The sequence below is a fragment of the Desmonostoc muscorum LEGE 12446 genome (assembly GCF_015207005.2).
In the GTDB taxonomy this organism is placed as follows: domain Bacteria; phylum Cyanobacteriota; class Cyanobacteriia; order Cyanobacteriales; family Nostocaceae; genus Nostoc; species Nostoc muscorum.
This window is the reverse complement of sequence record NZ_JADEXS020000002.1, coordinates 295,628-312,814: the sequence shown is the minus strand read 5'-3', so window position 1 is coordinate 312,814 and position 17,187 is coordinate 295,628. Positions and strand designations below refer to the sequence as shown.

Below are 17,187 nucleotides of genomic sequence, written 5' to 3'. Positions count from 1 at the left end.
TAGGTAGTCAGCACTGTTTCGATGAGCAAAAATTAGATAAGGCAATCCTGCAAGTGTTTAAGCCTGAGATAATTTTTGATCGCCAATGGTAGCCGTTGGCGGTAACATCTCTTCTAAAAGCCATCGCTTGAAGAATGCGCTGACACATTTGGCGATGATAACATCAAGGTAATTCATCATGATGAATTACACGATTTAATAAGCGTGGACAGTTACGGTTTACCTAGATGAGACGTAGAGATGAGCAATACAGGGCGTAAAAAAAAGCTAGCATCTTTTAACTGTGACCAAAAGATGTGGTCGCAGTTTATCGCCCGTTGCAACTCCAAAGGCACGACAGCAACAGCGACGCTGACCCAATTTATCGAATTTTACCTAGATGATATAGATAACCTTGATGGAATTGGTGGCGATAATTTAGATAAACGCTTGGACTCTAAGATTAAAGCAAGTGTTGAGGAGTACTTGGTTACTGGTAATAATAGTAACGCTAGTCCGACCAATGAAACGATATTAGCTATTTGCTCACGACTTGATAAGCTGGAGTCACAGTTTTCAAGTGAATCTAAAAGCAACGAAACCGGAGCAATCGATAATGTCGGCGATTTATCAGAAAAAATTGAACAGACGTGTGCCCGAATGACACAGTTGGCTGAGGCGATTATCAAAATTCAAAACTATCTCAACAACCAACAAGGGCGGCAGAAGAAATCGTACTACAATAATTCATCATATCGTGGGCAAAGTCCGCGAATTCAACCATTAACGGAAGAAGGTTTAGCTTCAAGACTTGGTGTAAGTCAAGAAACTATACGCAAGGAGCGAATTAATCTGCACCCACCGCTTTTTGTAGCATGGTGTAAGGGCAAAGATAGATCCGGTATTGGGTGGGAATTTAACGAAAATACGGGATTATATCATCCGGTAAGTTAGTTTGGAGTATCCAAATGTTTTTTCAACGTGTAGGGGCAATCTGGAGCTTTGATACCACTGGCTAATGGTAATTTATAGGATGCCCAAAGCTGCCACCGTAAAACATCAATCCCAATGGTTGAAGTACCGAATTGTACTCGACAGTCTTTGTCTGGGTTTTGTATAACATTTTTGATTATGGTGTTTAGGGCTTCAAGCTTCAAATTATTGGGAACTCCCATGAGTAGTTTGGTAAGCCACTGTTTGATTTGTGGTGATTGCAGCCAGTCTTTGATTTGGTCATCAGTGGGAGTTAGACGATTGGCTAATAGCGCCATCCTTTCATCCTGTTTATTAACTGGGGTTTTTGGTTGAAATAGTTGGTGAAAATGAGCATCTATCTGAGACATGATTTTGAGGAATAATGAAGTGGTATATCTATTATAGATAATGAGGGTTTTCCGAACAATAGTTAATGTGATTGAGGATAAAAATCAGCTAAATTAATATTTTTTAATATTTGATATGTTCCAATAAAATATGAATAATTAACTAATTGTGGTACAAATATTAAATAAGTGAAATTTTTTGCAAGTATCGAAATAAATACTATGCACCCAATAGAGTTTAAGAAAAAGTGGGGACTGAGCTATCAGCAACTTGCATTAGTTCTGGGATACGAAAGTGATTACACCGTTCGGTGCTGGTGTAGGGATGGAAAAAAACATCGAAATCCCCAGAATGTTGTTCTTGTAGCTTGCCGTCTTCTAGACGAGAAATGGTCAAGTCAGGGAAAGAAAATAGTTGCTTGCTACCGATAAAGAATTTGAATTAGTGGCAAATGCCCCTTGTGTGCCACGAAAAAAGCGGGTAATTTATGTGTAGTTAGAAGTTCTAAGAAGTTCTCAGAGTCATGGAGATAGGGGGGGTTGACTGTGAAGATGAAGAACTAACAAGGCCAGAAGTTGCGGCAATGCTGAGTCCCAAGGTTTCCGCAAGACAACTACAAGCATATTTGAATATAGCTCGGAAGTATTTACCAGAGTTCAAGAAGTTCACTAATCAAAAAACGGGTGGGCTAAATGGGTATGCAAAGCTATACGAGTGTCATATAAAAGTACTTCAAGAAATTCGCTCCCTAGCTAGGGAACATACTTTAGCTGATATAGAGAGTGAATTTCAACAAAGAGAATTAAAGAAGTAGGAAGTAGGAAGTCGCAAGTCGGAAGTCGGAAGTCGCAAGTCGCAAGTCGGAAGTCGCAAGTAGGAAGTAGGAAGTAGGAAGTCGGAGGTCGGAAGTAGGTTTTTTGTTATTTTCGACTTCGTGGAAAAGTTGATTTTTTTAATTGTCGAATAAACATGAATTAAGGAGCAATTGTCTTGGCATCTAATCCGAATGTACGAAAAACACTTGCCAAAAATTGGGCGAAAACTTTAGGCTTATGGGGGCGTAAATATCAGCATCAGATTTATGCGGTTGGTACAACTTTAATTGTTGTTAGTCAAACAATGCCCTCTCTAGCATTTGGTTTGTTCGACCCAGCCCAAATAGCATTGACATGTATGTTTGGGGGGGCGTCAGCCCAGGGGAATGCTGCTATTAACGCATTACCGGGAGTAATCAACGCTGCCATAACGGTGATGTTATTCGTTTACTTTGTTTCGTCTGGTGTAAAAGTTGCGAACGCATTAGGAGATGGACAAGAAGTGACGCAAATGGTACAGCAACCAATTGGTATATTTTTCATAACGCTTGTGTTGTTCATTGCCCAAAACATTCTGTTTGCTGGTGTGACAGCAGCTTGTTAAAGAAGTCGGAGGTCGGAGGTCGGAAGTCGGAAGTCGGAGGTCGGAGGTCGGAGGTTGGAAGTCGGAAGTCGGAAGTCGGAGGTCGGAGGTCGGAAGTCGGAGGTCGGAGGTTGGAATTGTTAGTTGCGATGAAACTTAAACCCCCAGAAATTGTTAAAACAAGTCGCAAGTCGCAAGTCGCAAGTCGCAAGTAAGTTTTGTGACGGGGATTTAAACCCCGACCCAAAACTTACCGGTTATTGAACCGGGGGACTTAAACCCACGGTACTCGGTTAAGTGCAAGTTCTGCCCCAAGTAATCTTGATGAAATTTTCAGAATCAATTAAACAAGTTAATCAATCTTTAGGCAAGAGTGCATCAATAGGAATATTTACAGGATTCCAATTTGCGGTTTCTCTTGTGTCATTTGGAGTAGGTTTTTTCTTAGCTTTCCTTTTCGGTTTAGGAATGATATGGAGCATACTAATTGGACTTTGGTTAAGTGCAACCACGCTTACTTTATCTGGTAAAAGACCGTATCTATTTTGGTCGAGAGTTTTTCCAGGCGTTCCGATGTGGACGCGTGGCTATGTGAGATATTCTTCCCCTGAAGAGAAGAGAAAAGCCGGCTCGAAAAAAGTTAGCTGGCTAAACTCCATCTTGAAATGAGGAGAGTATTCACCAAATTTCAGTCGGAGGTCGGAATTCGGAAGTCGGAAGTCGGTATTTTTGGAAGTAAAAAATGGTCTGATGCCCCCGAATTAAAACGCGAGAAAGCCAATAAATAATTTTGCCATTGAACGCACTCTTCGAGACAAAAAGCCTTACTCGAACAATCCCATAACTAAAGTTAGGGGATATTACTTCCGACTTTCGACTTCCGATTTCCGACTTCTGAACAATATTGAACTGCATCCTGACTCCTGTTTATGGCAATAAAAAGAGGTAATCCTCAGACCAAAAAAATCAGCCCTTTTGAAGACTTGTTAGACCTCACTACTCTAGTGAGATTGAAGAAAGCCGGCTTAAGCATTGGTGCTTATTTGCTAAGTAAAAAACTTTTAGGCGATAGCAACAATACTTTGCAATTGGTTTTTGGGTATAGCTGCACAGGCTTTCACCCATTATTTAATTCCTCAGAACAAGTAGAAGCAATCGCCCATGCATTTGAGAATGGGTGCAAAGAAATACCTCCTGGAGAAAAATTTACATTTCGCTGGAGTTCATTGTGTGATGAAGAACAAGCAGTAGAACGTTTTCGTCATCGTTTAAAGAATCCTGTCAATGATGAAAGCGAGTTCCTTGACTGGGGTCAACTAGCGAGGATTCAAGAACTGACAAGGCTTAAACAACGCAAAAATATCACCCTGAATATTTATACGACTTACACTATTAAACCAGGGGGAATAGAAGCAGGCGATTCAATAGAATTAGCCATAGTAAAACTGTCGAATTTCTTACAGCGTCGATTTACCCCCACAGGTGCAACAGAGTTAACTTTAAAAAGCTTCCAGCAAATTCTAGACAAAGCTATAAACGTTTCACTCAGACATCAACAGATATTGTCCGAGATGGGTTTATTCCCGTCTCCCAAATCGGAAAAACAACTATGGATTGAGTTATCTTTTCATCTGGGAGCGAAATTGGTAAAGGTCCCTCACACCTTAGTATTTGATGAATCTGGATTGAGAGAGGAGTTTAACGAAGCCCAAGCAACACAATCACAACATATCGACTTTTCTCATGCCGCATCAGTACTTTTGAATAATGGTATACCCTATGCGGCAAGGCAGTGGGTATGTCTGCCAAATCAAAAGAACGGTAAAAAGTATGTAGGGGTGATGACACTTACCCAAAAGCCAGAAGCATTTGCTTCAACAACAGCACAAATTAGATTCCTGTGGAATATTTTTGCTCGTGACATCATCCACGATATCGAGATAATAACAGAAATTAGCCCCGCCGACCAGAAATTGACTAGATTAGCTCAGCAGATGATTACTAGGCGATCGCTTCATGCGGAAATTAGTGCAAGCAAAAAAACCATTGATGTAGCATCACAGATTAACACAGAATGGTCAGTGAACGCTCAAAAGCAGTTGTACACAGGTGATGTACCTGTGAACGTGGCACTGATTATTTTGGTCTACCGCAACACCCCCGAAGAAATTGACGACGCTTGCAGACTGATTTCGGGGTATGTCAACCAACCAGCAGAATTAACCCGTGAAACTCAATACGCTTGGTTGATTTGGCTAGAAACATTACTTTTGAGGCAAAAACCGCAACTAACAAGCCCTTACAACCGACGGGTAACATTTTTCGCAAGTGAAGTAATCGGGTTAACTGCTGCTGTGCAGAATGCCTCATCAGACAAAGAGGGATTTGAATTAATTGCTGATGAAGGACACTCCCCAGTTTTTATCGACTTGAGCAAAACCAAAAACATGATGGTTATAGGAACAACTGGAAGCGGGAAGTCTGTACTAGTTTCTTCGATTATTGCCGAGTGCCTTGCTCAAGACATGAGCATTTTGATGATTGACTTGCCTACTGGAGTTTAGACTAAAAGCAGGCGATCGCTAAAAAAGTGTGCGTGTTTTTTTGGTATACATTTTAACTTCTGGAGTTGAGACTATCAAGAAGAGCGATCGTTAACTCGATAAAAGATGTGTTGTTGGTATAAAATTTTGGGAAGGGCAGTCTGTGGTTAACACAGACGCCCTTCAGTGGAAGATGAGATTTGAACCACTAATTCTCATCTGCCAATATGAAAAGTGCCTTACTAAAAGAATTTCGTCAAGCAGCGTACAGCTATTTAGGTAGAGCGCATGATGCAACTTTTGAACTGATGGATGCAATATTACTGACGCGGAATGCCTACAGTTTGGCAGATTTATCGCTATCGCCAGTATTTAGAAGAAAGTGGCCAAGTATTTATGAAGCGTTACAAGATAGCAGACCACAGCGACAAAAATTGATGCAGTTATACATCAAACAGATGCCACAACAGGGTCGTCCGTTGTTGGCAGGCGACCACACTGCCTGGTCGCGCCCGGATGCGGTAACTCTTATTGAGAGGACAATTGAACACACCAGTGTTACCATAACCGGAAACAAACCAATTACCGTTGGTCAGGGATATAGTACCATTGCTTGGATACCAGAGGATTCTGGCAGTTGGGCGTTACCGTTGAGGCATGAGCGAATTACCAGTTGGGAAAATCCGATACAAAAGGCAACGTGGCAATTACAGCAAGTGTGTGAACATTTACCAACTAGACCAATTACAGTTTGGGATAGTGAGTATGGCTGCGCCCCTTTTGTGTTGAAGACGACTAATATCAAAGCGGACATTCTGGTACGTTTGCGTTCAAATCTTTGTTTATGGGGCGCACCACCACCATATTCTGGTAAAGGGCGACCCAGGAAACATGGTGATAAATTTAAACTCAATGATCCTTCTACATGGAGTGAAGCCAATGAGAGTATAGAAGTCAACCATCCTAAACTGGGACGGGTGAAGGTGAGCTTGTGGAAAAATTTACACTTTCGTCAAACGGCGACACGCCCAATGTCGCTGATTCGAGTTGAGCGTCTAGATGCAGAAGGCAACCTACGTATATCAAAACCTTTGTGGTTGGCTTGGGTAGGAGAGGAAATGCTTCCACTATCTCAAGTTTGGCAACTCTACCTCCGACGTTTTACTGTTGACCACTGGTATCGTTTTTTGAAGCAACGCTTGCACTGGACATTGCCTAAGTTGAGTAGTCCCAAGCAATCTGAGCATTGGAGTGACCTCATGCCTCTGATGACTTGGGAATTGTGGTTGGCTCGTGATATCGTTGCTGATAACCCTTTACCTTGGCAAAAATCATTAGACAATTTGACTCCTGGGAGAGTTGCTCAAGCGATGGGGAGTATTTTTGCGGTGATTGGTACTCCTGCCCGTTCGCCTAAACCTCGCGGAAAGTCTCCAGGCTGGAAACCAGGAAAACCACGACAACGTAGAATTCGCTATCCGATAGTCAAAAAAACTACAACTAAGCCTCGCAAAAAGCATCCAGAATCTGCTTAGTACCCTAGATTTTCATCTCTGAAGCCTGTTTCTTTTCAACTCAGCGTTGCTGGGTCGTTTCTTGTTGCTTAGTCTAAACTCCAGTGCCTAACGATGATGGTTCAGGAACATTTGGAGATTTTACACCGTATCATAATGGTTTCTACTTTGATATTTCCAAACAATCAAACAATATCGTACAACCGTTGGACTTATCAAAAATTCCTTCTCAACAAAGAGAAGATAGAGTCAAAGCACATCGTAATGATGTAAATTTGATCATCTTGCAGTTAGTTTTGGGTTCACAGCAGTTTGATGGTTTCTTAGCTCAAACAATAGAGTCATTGATTCCCTTGGGGACAAAAGCATTTTACGATAATCCCGATATTCAACAACGATTTGAATTAGCATTTCAAGCTGGATTAGGAACTATTGAATGGGCTAATACTCCAACTTTAGTTGATATGGAGCAGTTTTTCTCTCTTGATTACATTGATTTGGGGTATGAAGATGAAAATGTTGATAAGGCGCTCAATTATATACGCTTGCGACTACAGTACTGGGAGGCAAGTTCAATAGGTGATGCCATTTGTAAACCGTCAACTTTTGAAACAGATTCCAAATTAATTACTTTTGCATTAACTAACCTGCAATCAGGTAAAGACGCCGAAGTGTTCGGGATGAGTGCATATATTGCAGCATCACGACAGTCATTATCGTCCCCTAACAGCGTGTTCTTCATGGATGAGGCGAGTGTATTGCTGCGATTTGATGCCTTATCGAGGCTAGTGGGTCGCAAGTGCGCGACAGCTCGCAAATCAGGATGTCGGATTATCCTGGCTGCTCAAGACGTAATCTCTATCGCCAAATCATCAGCCGGAGAACAGATATTACAAAATATGCCTTGTCGATTAATCGGGCGAATCGTTCCAGGTGCAGCCAATAGCTTTTCGGAATTACTCGGCATCCCAAGAGAAATCATCTCTCAAAACGAAACCTTCACGCCAAATATTCAACAGCTATACACATTGTGGCTGTTGGATTACAACAACAAATATGTTCGTTGTCGCTATTACCCGTCTTATCCTCTGCTTGCTTTAGTCGCAAATAGTAGAGAGGAGCAAGCCACACGAGATAAATTTAAACGTGATTACAATAACAAGTTTGAATGGGTGGCAGAATTTTCTAAGTATTATGTCGAATGCATTAGGCAAGGTCAGCCATTATGAATAGTTTGTACCGATTAATTCCAAACAAAATCTTGTTAGCAATATTAGCAGGAGTTGTATCAATAGGGAGTTTTCAAATCTGGCAATATAACCAACAAAAATATAATAAGTTCATTGCAGCAAAAGAGAAAGAGTGTGAGTTTGATTTAGATATAGCCGATACAAATGTCAAACAAAGTCGTAGCCTGAGAAATCTAAGGTATAACCAAATAGCCAACCCCGGATTAGAACAACCAGGAATTAACTCTGAGTTTGAAAAAGGGAAAGCTTATCTGGTCATTAGCACCAAAGCAGGATATATAATCCCGCCAAATACATCTAATTATGAAAGTACATTTTTTCAAAGTCTCTCGATAACTTCTGAACATCCACCACAACCAATAATAGTAAGAGGTGTGTCTATAAACATCTCGAAAAAACAGGCTTTAGTATCTTCTTATTGTTCATCTGAACCTTTTGTAGTACCCCTAGAAAACCTTTATGAAAATTTTCAACCAATCGATATTAGTAACTAGTCTAGCTTTGTGTATGGCATTAGCTAGCTTGCCAGCTAACGCCCAAACACAAGCAAAAGAGCAAGAACAACCGAAATCATTCCTTACTCAGTTCGAGCAAGTATTTACAAATCTGCAAAAATCTTTCAATAAATACAGTAAAAGCTTTACTTTAGATTGGGAATCATTAAGCAAAGAATTACAAATTGCAATCGATTCATCCCAAGGTGATTTGGGGACTCCAGACCCATTAAGTTCTGGTGAAAGAATACGTATTGCTATTGCCAAACAAAATCAACAGGATTTAGTCACAACACCTTCACAGACAAATGGACAAAATGCCGAGCGCTCCTGGCATCAGCAATACACGTTAGCTCAATCTCAATCAACGTTAGGGATAGACGGTCAAAAAGTTCAAGCCCAAGAAGCCGAAATATCTAACGAGGCTGTAACGACATCCTCAGATAATGCTCAAGCTGTTCAATCAGATATTGTCACCCAAGATATCCTCAAAAAAATTGCGGTTCAAAATTTACAAGGAACGATAATTACAAAATCCCTACATGTTGAGGCTCAAAAACAGTCTCGCGCTTTAGCTGCGGCAAATATAAATCTGGCTGATATGTCTGGTCGCATGGATGAGGAAACAAAGAGACTTGAGGCAGAATCGACTGCTACAGCCAAAGGAATATTACGTTCTGCGGCTGCTTTAGATGCCTTTTGGGAGAACCAATAAAAAATGAAGTCGGAAGTCGGAAGTCGGAAGTCGGAAGTACAGTTTTGTAACGGGGATTTATACGTCCGACTCAATTCCATGCTCCTTTCCATTCCTTTCCCCTTTTCCCTTTTCCCTTTTCCCTTTCCCCTTATCTTGTTATGATTCTATCTTTGATTTTGGCACAAGCTAATGGTCAAGAACCTGGAGAAAATAGCGGAGTAACAATCTCCGGGGAAATCGTTGAAGCTGCGATGAATGGCTCAGATTTGATGGTGAAATCCTTTGAGAAAGACTGGCAAGATTTTGCAGCGGGGCAAAGTCCTATTTATCTGGCAATCGTATCAATTTCAATGTTAGTTGCTGTAGTGTTAATAAGCTTTTGGTCTTTGGGTTGGTATGCAGAATTTAGTGAAGAGGGTTTTTCATCCGGTGTTGTAAATGAGATGGTATTCCCGATTTTGGTAATTCTGATGCTTTCTAATAATGGAATGATGCTGGCTGGTTCAACATTAGCTATGAGAAATGTCACAGTTAATTTAAATCGAAGTATACTTTCAATAACTAGAAATGGAGTCACCCTAAAAGATGCAATTCGGATTACGAATATAGACCAAGGTTTTGTACTTGCTGCACAAACTGCCCTGGCCAAATGTGAAACCTTAGAAAAATTCCAAATAGACGAGAACAAGAAAACGACTACTCCGCGTCAAGATTGTATTGACCAGACAATCCAGAATGTCAAAGCCGAATCTCAAAAAATCAGGCAGAAAAAAGGTTTAGGTGCTGGAACTGGTAGTTGGAATCCTTTGGATATTGGTGGAGAATTAATCAATAATGTAGTTCAAGGACTGTCATTCATAATCTTCAGTGGATTGTCCGCAGGATTTCAATACATAGTGCAATTATCTTTCTTGCTGACAGCTTACGTAGCTCCAATATTTCTTGTACTTTCTCTACTACCAGTAGGAGCAAAACCTATCTATGCTTGGTTATCTGGTTGGCTAGCATTAACATTAGTACTAATTTCATATTCAATTATCGTCGGACTAGCTGCAAGTGCAATTGTCAATGCACCTTCGACTAATCCCTTATTAACGCAGCTAATACAAGCGATTTTTTCGCCATTACTCGCTCTAGCGATAGGTGCTGGGGGTGGGATGGCGGTATTTACTGCTTTTACTAGTGGTGTAAGATTCTCTGTAGGTTTGAGAAGATAATGCGATTACTTGAAAGGAAAGAGTTAAATTTTACCCCAATATTTCTAATAGGTAATGCCGTTTTATTGACGATGATGTTGTTAATAGAGTTAATAAATTTTACTCGGATGCTCCCGATTGCTAATTCTAAAGCACCGACACTAGTAGAATTAAATGATGGGGAATCTGTTAGAGTATCTTCCATAAGTAGTGATTCGCGTTCGCCTCAAGCCATCACGTATTTTGTCGGGCAAACAATGATGGGGTTGCTTAATTGGAATGCATTACCTCAAGTCAGTGGTGATTACAATGTAGACCCCACAAAACAGCTAAAACTAGATTCTGGTATCCAAGCAGGTGACAACAAAATCACTACTAAAGTATGGGCTACAGGATTTGCTTTATCTGAAGACTTTCGCGCTGCCTTTCTGAAAGAAATAGGTAATATAACGCCACCGGATGTTTTTAATGGTTCGACTCAATCAATTTTAAAAATCAGTTTACTCAGTGAACCGAAAAAAATCCGAAAAGGTGAATGGTCTATAGATATGGTAGCGTCAGTTGTTGTTTTCCAGGGGAGCAATATGGTAGGAGAACCAATAGGATTTAATAAAACAGTTTTTGTGAGAGCGATAGATACACCGACATTACCTAAGATTTCGTCAGATTTTCAACAAACAGCTAATCGAGTTCGGAAAGCTGGGCTAGAAATATATAAAATTCAAGATTTAGAATTAAAATGACACAAATACAAGAGTCTCCACCAACAGAACAATCAGATATACACAGTGAAGAGGAGATACAAAGCCGAAATAATTTTGCAGCGATGAATGGGGTAAACATTGAAATAGAAGCCTCGGACTCCCACCTGTCATCAGTTCCCGAACCAGAAGAAATCATAACTACTCGCGCAGTCTCGCAGAATCCACTTTTAAAAATGGGTGTTATTGGTGGGGGAATACTTGTTTTTATCATGCTGATAGGTGGGGTGATTAGTAGTTCGATGAATGCCTTGAATATGGCGACTAGTAAAAAAATAGAACCAGAAAAAAACTCTTCAGAAGTGGATAAAGCAGAAGTTAAGAACGAGACAGGTGAAACGAAAACAGCTTTAGCCCTGACCAGTCAAAATGTGGAATTTCAAAAGATTCGTGACAAAAAAGCAAAAGCCACGCCAACACCAACACCAACACCAAGTTTTACACCTGTTGCTGTTGCTCCGACTCCAACAACAAGAACAATTCCACAACGTACCCAACCAGTAACAGTTTCTAGAAATCCCATACCACCGAGAATTAATAACTCTCCGTCATCACCAACAAGGGGTTATCAACCGCCAGCAATGCCAGTAGCACGAGTTACCCCAGCTATATCTAGTGGTACTGTTAAAACAACAACACAAGACCCGATACAACAATGGCTTGCGGCTGCAAACGTTGGTAGTTTCAGCAGTTCGGTCAACTCTGAAGATGAAGAGTTAAACACCAACGGTATAGAAGGTGGAACAGGGGAAAGTACAGAAGTTAAGAATGGGTCGTCAGCCCAAGCAGTCGATTATAACGCAAAACGTGTACTAGTTGGTAGTACTACATTCGGGAAACTAGAAACTCCGATTGCTTGGGGAACAGGTGACGATATCGGTCAAAATTACTTAATTAAGATATCTATTTCCTTGAAAGCTTCAGATGGTAGCGAGGTATTACCTGTAGGGTCGTATTTAGTAGCTCAATTAACTAATTCCAATGGTTCAGGGTTTGCCCAATTGCACGGGGTTTCAGTTCTAATCAATTCCAATGGTGACACACAAGAAAAGAAACTACCAGAAAATGCAGTTTTGATTTTGTCTAAAAATGGAAGCTTTTTAAAGGGAGAATCTCGTAGAGGTAGTGATTTAGGGAGTGATTTCATGTCGGCTGTAATAGCTGGTGTCGCTAAAGCGGCCGAAATAGAGAATAGACCATCTAGCCAGATAACTACAACGTCATCAGGTTTTTCAAGTACTTCTACAACCAATGATGATAAAAATTTAAGTGCTGCTTTTGGTGAAGGAGCTTTTAATAATATTCTCGAAAATATAAAAGCATCTAATCAAAGGCGCTCTCAACAATTAAATAGTCAAGAGAAAGTGTTTGTCATTGATGCTGGAAAGACAGTACAGATGTTTGTTAATCAGACAATTTGGTTATAAGGGAACAGGGAACGGGCAACAGGGAACAGAAAAATATCTAATTTTAATTATAAGGATTTGTATAAAAACGTATTTTTTCTTCCAATATGCGTCTAGAAAAAACTATTTTTATCTTTGTTTATAAAAAAATATGACCAATTATTTTACTTCGAGAGAAGAGTCGAATGATTATTGCTCTTATTAAAAAGCTACAACAATGACTTCCATCCCTTGTTCACTGTTCCCTATTCACTGTTCCCTATTCCCTTAATTATGAAAAGAGTTTTAGCGCTAGCTGCAACATTATTGTTAATAAATTCTAGTCAAGTTTTAGCGGGAAGTGTTAGGAGTGTTTACTCGCAAGATGTAGATTCTAATTCTCTAGAGTTGAAAGTATGGAAAGGTTACGGACTGACCATTAATTTCATGTCTACTGGGGAGATTATAAAACAGGTTTGGATAGGAGATCCGACTCGCTTTGCTTTTACCTCGAATGGTAATCTATGCCCAAAAGGTAGTGATGAACCTGATTGTGCAGTCGGTCAAGCTACTGTATTATTCTTGCGTCAAATTAAGCCGATTAACTTCCCAGCCCTGACTTCTAGCAAGGATGGAAGCACTCAAATTATAGTACTTACTAATCAGAAACAATATCAATTTAAGTTAATACCTGCTACAGGTGAGCCATCATATACGAGTTTAATGATTAAACCTGATGAAAAGAAGCCTAAGCCACTGCTAGTAAGCAGAGAACCAACGCAATCAACAGGAATAAAAAAAACAGCACCCTCTGAAGAAGTAATAGTTCCTGAACCTCAGAATGTTGTTATTGTCAGGTCTACTTCTAGAAGTGTTCCAAGTGGCTCGATACAAAGAAATGATGCTAATGCTGTTGTTGCTGGGCTAGCTGTAGCGAATCGTAATGGACAGATTAAGTCTGGTTCGACGGCTTGGAAGAAAGCCCAAGATGCCATTAGGTTGCTGCGCCAGGGTAAGAGTAGAGAAGAAGCTATTTCTCGTTCTGGTATTTCTAAAGCAGTTTTTAATCAATTAATTGAGTGGGGAAAAACACCGTGATTGACAAAAAGTATTTATCCGTTGTTGCTAGTACATATTTGATTTTTAGCTCATCAGTATCATCAGCGAACGCTGCTGATATTGACGTAGTACCAACAATTCCTTACGAGCAAGGAGAGCGTCGAACACAGCTGCCTGATTGGTCAAAAATAACTTGGGCAATGTTGCCAGCACTTGAGCAAGCAGGTTTTCTCAAAGTCCCAGAACAGTTAGTACCAAAGTTGGGTTACGACCCTTCTCGTTCATGGAATGCTGGGCAAAAGTCAGATTCTGTAGTGATGTTGGGTGATGCAGATGACGCATTCAAGTTCGGGGATTTTACTTTAGACGATATAGTCAAGATTGCTCCTAAAAACAATGGTGAAGAGAAAGACCCAACATTAAAAGACGTTGGTTTCATGGAGTGGCAGACAACTGCATCATTAGTCAAGGCGATTCCATCACTAGGAAATCTGCGAGTTAGCGAGGTAAAACCAATTCTCACGGTGTTGGGTCAGTCTGGTTCTTTACCAAGTTCATGCCGGACAGGAACAATCGCTCAATGTTTGCGTTCAAATCCCCAAGCAGGGAAACAGCCCCTGAGCGATATTGATTTAAGTAAGTACTCCACTAAATCAATTCCTGGTTTAGAAAAAACTCCAATTCGTCAGTTTAAGGAATGGCAACGCACTTATATTAATCAGATACCTGGACTCAACCAAGTTCCCTTTGAGAGGATGCCAAATCCAATTAACTCTGGTACTAGTGTAGTTGGCATTGCTTCAGTAGTATTCGGGAAATCGGAACGGGGAGATTCTAGAGTTGGAGATAACTATTTTATCTCTGGTAGTGTTGTCAGGGGGGATTATACTGTAACGAAAGCTTGCGAAGCGAATAAAGAGTGTGCTTACATCGAACTTGGCGACTTTGCCTCAGAGAATGGCCCATTGTATGGAAAGCGTTGGGCATCTGGTTCGTCTCAACAGGTAAAAGGCGGTTATGGGTTTTTGTCTGGGGTGAATGGGGGTAAGGAACCAACAGGGCGCCTTGTATACGGTAATGCATTCAAAGTAGCAATGACTCGAACCAATGAATCAACAGGAACTGCTGATTTTGGCTTGTTCTTTCGTATATGTATGCGTCCCCCGTTCATGGAAAAGACCTGTACGCCATACTTTATTGGCCCAGTACCTTGGATGTCTGTCAGGGAAAATGACTTAGTGATTGTGGGGACAGGAAGATGACACGAACTACTTCTTCAGTCAACCCCAACCAATTGATTCCCCCAGGTCAAGAATCAGCGCTGATTTCACCTGCTTTTTTAGGTTTACTCGCCTGTGGTGTAGTAATCGTCATAGCCAAATATATTGATGCCAAGGGAGGTAAGGCAAAATTGGCAACTGCCCGATGGGGTGGCACAACAGAGAAAACAGCGGCTCGGAAATTAGCGATTAAACAGATTCGGGAGCGCAAACATAACCGAGTATCTTTATTTGTTGGCACTCCCAGGCATACCTCATTAAAAGTTGTCAACAACAAAAGGATTATTTGTATCCCAGAAGATACGTCTACACTTTACCTACCAGAAGCACAGCGTGGCATTTTAGTAGCTGGTGGTCCTGGAAGCGGGAAGTCATTTTCTCTGATTACTCCTGTTATTCGCTCTGCCATTGACCAGGGGTTTCCTCTGGTTTTGTACGATTTCAAATACAGTGAGCAAGAATCAGCCACTGCTACAGCCAAAGGACAAGCACCCATACTGGCTGGGTATGCGCTAGAACGCGGTTATCAAGTCACTGTCTTAGCTCCAGGTTTTCCAGAATCAGCGATAGCCAACCCCATAGACTTTCTTCGCAACAATGAAGACTCAGAAATGGCGCGGCAGTTGGCAATCACACTCAACCGCAACTTTCAACTCGGTTCGGATAATTCCGGTAACAGCTTTTTTTCCAATGCCGGAGACCAACTGGTGCAAGCTATTTTCATGTTGACAAAGGGGACTAAATACCCAGATATTATGATGTGCCAAGCCATCTTGGGATTACCTTTGCTTGTGCAACGATTGCAAGAAGCAGACTTGAATTTTATGGTTAGAGAAGCTTTCGCGCAATTTGTTTCTGTAGCAGGTTCCCCAGAAACAGCAGCTTCAATAGTGGGAACTGCCAGCGGCTTATTTAGCCGTTTCATGGTTCCGGCAGCATTAGCAGCTTTCTGTGGTCAAAGTAATATCCCGTTGGATTTGAAAGGGCGACAGATGGTAATTTTTGGGATGAATAAGGAGAAACGTGATGTCATCGCCCCATTATTAGTCTCTATTCTCCATCTTTTAATTAGTCGAAATGTAGCAAACAAAAGGACTTGTCCTCTGGTGCTTGCTCTTGACGAGTTACCTACTTTATATCTTCCGGCACTGGTTGATTGGCTTAATCAGAACCGCGAGGATGGGCTTGTGTCAATTCTGGGGTTGCAAAACTTATCAATGCTTGAAGAAGCTTATGGAGAAAACACAACTAATGCCATATTTGGCGGTTGTGCTACCAAGGCATTTTTTAACCCCCAAGATGACATTGCTGCCGAACGCTTTAGTAATTTTCTCGGTTCAGAAGAAATAAATTATAAGCAGAAGTCTCGCAGTTCTGGAGGTCAAGGAGGGGTAAGTATTTCTAACTCTGACCAAAACAGTACACGTAAGTTATTTGATGTGAATCAATTTAATACTTTACCAGAGGGGAAAGCGGTAATTATTAGTCCAGGATTTCGTTCTCGTGGACAGATAAGTTTGCCTATATTGGAGAAGATTAACATTCCCAAACATGATATCAAGTCTGAAGGGATGAGCATAAAAACTTGGTATGAATATCAAAATAAACTTGCCGATAAGTCTACTCTTGAAATACCTGCTGAACAAGAGATGGAGAAGCGCCGAAGTGAAGCTTTAAGACTATTACCTTTGAAAGATAAAAAAGCTCAACTCCAAGAAAAAAGAAATAAAGCCGCTGATGCTGCTGAAATTATTTAAACAGAATTCAGGAGTCAGGAGTCAGGAGTCAGAATACATTCAGCAGACGAATTCTGACATTATGACTTCTGACTCACTGGTGCTGAATTCTGAGGAATAACCCACACTAAAGATTGCTGTATTCTGTATTGTTCTTGAATTATGGGAATTAAAATTTCAGAGGGAACGGGGAACAGGGAACAGGAAAAACTCATGGTTTTTAAACATGAGATTGAAATAATGACACTGTTTTTTTCGTCGCACTCTCCGCTCAAAAAACATCCTTTTTTGACTGAGCTTTAAACTCTGAAACTTTAGTTTCTTATCAGTTAAGAGTTCCCTGTTCCCTGTTCCCTCTTCCCTTTATTTTGTAAGAATTCACCACCCATTCCTTAACCATTCTGACTTCTGACTCCTGACCGAAGAGGCAGGGGAGCAGGGGGCAGGGGGCAGGGGGCAGGGGAGAAAGATACTGAAATCCCTCTGCAAAAAGGGTTTCAAGCCCCTAAATTTATTTATGCACAAAAGCAAAAATATTTATTTCGAGATGCATAGCATGAGAAATGATGCGT

At 40.9% G+C, this 17,187-nt stretch carries 18 protein-coding genes; 15 read left to right on the top strand and 3 right to left on the bottom strand.

Annotated elements, in window-relative coordinates; all coding sequences use genetic code 11:
- Positions 1-57: 57 nt before the first annotated feature.
- Positions 58-180 (bottom strand): hypothetical protein, encoded by a 123-nt coding sequence (locus IQ276_RS40535; protein ID WP_255264448.1) that lies wholly within the window; start codon positions 178-180, stop codon positions 58-60.
- 60 nt (positions 181-240) lie between these two features.
- Here IQ276_RS40535 and IQ276_RS37665 point away from each other — a divergent pair, with 60 nt between their 5' ends.
- Positions 241-933, top strand: a complete 693-nt coding sequence (locus tag IQ276_RS37665; RefSeq protein WP_193913551.1) for a hypothetical protein — start codon at positions 241-243, stop codon at positions 931-933.
- Here the strand turns inward: IQ276_RS37665 and IQ276_RS37660 are convergent.
- Positions 930-1,322 carry a hypothetical protein gene (locus IQ276_RS37660; RefSeq protein ID WP_193913549.1) on the bottom strand — a complete coding sequence of 131 codons (393 nt, stop codon included), beginning with the start codon at positions 1,320-1,322 and terminating at the stop codon, positions 930-932. The two genes, IQ276_RS37665 and IQ276_RS37660, sit on opposite strands and share 4 nt — an antisense overlap.
- Positions 1,323-1,539: 217 nt before the next feature.
- The gene (locus IQ276_RS37655; RefSeq protein ID WP_190586874.1) at positions 1,540-1,698 is read right to left on the bottom strand and encodes a hypothetical protein; all 159 of its coding nucleotides are present in this window, start codon (positions 1,696-1,698) and stop codon (positions 1,540-1,542) included.
- Between the two features lie 127 nt (positions 1,699-1,825).
- On the opposite strand from IQ276_RS37655, the gene IQ276_RS37650 reads away from it, so the two are divergent.
- From IQ276_RS37650 to IQ276_RS37585, 14 genes are all read left to right on the top strand, one after another.
- On the top strand, positions 1,826-2,116 hold the full coding sequence (locus IQ276_RS37650) for a hypothetical protein (protein ID WP_193913547.1): 291 nt from the start codon (positions 1,826-1,828) through the stop codon (positions 2,114-2,116).
- Positions 2,117-2,292: 176 nt separating this feature from the next.
- The gene (locus IQ276_RS37645) at positions 2,293-2,721 is read left to right on the top strand and encodes a hypothetical protein (protein ID WP_193913545.1); all 429 of its coding nucleotides are present in this window, start codon (positions 2,293-2,295) and stop codon (positions 2,719-2,721) included.
- Between the two features lie 303 nt (positions 2,722-3,024).
- Positions 3,025-3,369 (top strand): hypothetical protein, encoded by a 345-nt coding sequence (locus IQ276_RS37640; protein ID WP_073645607.1) that lies wholly within the window; start codon positions 3,025-3,027, stop codon positions 3,367-3,369.
- Positions 3,370-3,629: 260 nt separating this feature from the next.
- Positions 3,630-5,264, top strand: a complete 1,635-nt coding sequence (locus IQ276_RS37635) for a helicase HerA domain-containing protein (protein ID WP_193913543.1) — start codon at positions 3,630-3,632, stop codon at positions 5,262-5,264.
- 206 nt (positions 5,265-5,470) lie between these two features.
- On the top strand, positions 5,471-6,778 hold the full coding sequence (locus tag IQ276_RS37630) for an NF041680 family putative transposase (RefSeq protein ID WP_235115471.1): 1,308 nt from the start codon (positions 5,471-5,473) through the stop codon (positions 6,776-6,778).
- A gap of 83 nt (positions 6,779-6,861) precedes the next feature.
- Positions 6,862-7,986, top strand: a complete 1,125-nt coding sequence (locus IQ276_RS37625) for a putative type IV secretion/conjugal transfer ATPase (RefSeq protein ID WP_228043185.1) — start codon at positions 6,862-6,864, stop codon at positions 7,984-7,986.
- On the top strand, positions 7,983-8,501 hold the full coding sequence (locus IQ276_RS37620; RefSeq protein ID WP_193918734.1) for a hypothetical protein: 519 nt from the start codon (positions 7,983-7,985) through the stop codon (positions 8,499-8,501). Before IQ276_RS37625 ends, IQ276_RS37620 begins: the two co-directional genes overlap by 4 nt.
- The gene (locus tag IQ276_RS37615; RefSeq protein WP_228043186.1) at positions 8,467-9,216 is read left to right on the top strand and encodes a hypothetical protein; all 750 of its coding nucleotides are present in this window, start codon (positions 8,467-8,469) and stop codon (positions 9,214-9,216) included. Before IQ276_RS37620 ends, IQ276_RS37615 begins: the two co-directional genes overlap by 35 nt.
- Before the next feature lie 140 nt (positions 9,217-9,356).
- Positions 9,357-10,415: a hypothetical protein gene (locus tag IQ276_RS37610; protein WP_193918736.1), complete on the top strand. Its 1,059-nt coding sequence runs from the start codon at positions 9,357-9,359 to the stop codon at positions 10,413-10,415.
- Entirely contained in the window at positions 10,415-11,137 is a 723-nt protein-coding gene (locus IQ276_RS37605; RefSeq protein WP_193918738.1) for a hypothetical protein, read from the top strand. The genes IQ276_RS37610 and IQ276_RS37605 overlap by 1 nt, the downstream gene beginning before the upstream one ends.
- Positions 11,134-12,582, top strand: a complete 1,449-nt coding sequence (locus IQ276_RS37600) for a hypothetical protein (protein ID WP_193918740.1) — start codon at positions 11,134-11,136, stop codon at positions 12,580-12,582. The genes IQ276_RS37605 and IQ276_RS37600 overlap by 4 nt, the downstream gene beginning before the upstream one ends.
- A 252-nt stretch (positions 12,583-12,834) precedes the next feature.
- Positions 12,835-13,638, top strand: coding sequence for a hypothetical protein (locus tag IQ276_RS37595; protein ID WP_193918742.1), 804 nt, complete (start codon positions 12,835-12,837; stop codon positions 13,636-13,638).
- A complete protein-coding gene (locus tag IQ276_RS37590) occupies positions 13,635-14,861 on the top strand; it encodes a hypothetical protein (protein ID WP_235116457.1) in 1,227 nt (408 codons plus the stop codon). The genes IQ276_RS37595 and IQ276_RS37590 overlap by 4 nt, the downstream gene beginning before the upstream one ends.
- Entirely contained in the window at positions 14,858-16,636 is a 1,779-nt protein-coding gene (locus IQ276_RS37585; protein WP_193918746.1) for a type IV secretory system conjugative DNA transfer family protein, read from the top strand. Before IQ276_RS37590 ends, IQ276_RS37585 begins: the two co-directional genes overlap by 4 nt.
- Positions 16,637-17,187 lie beyond the last annotated feature (551 nt).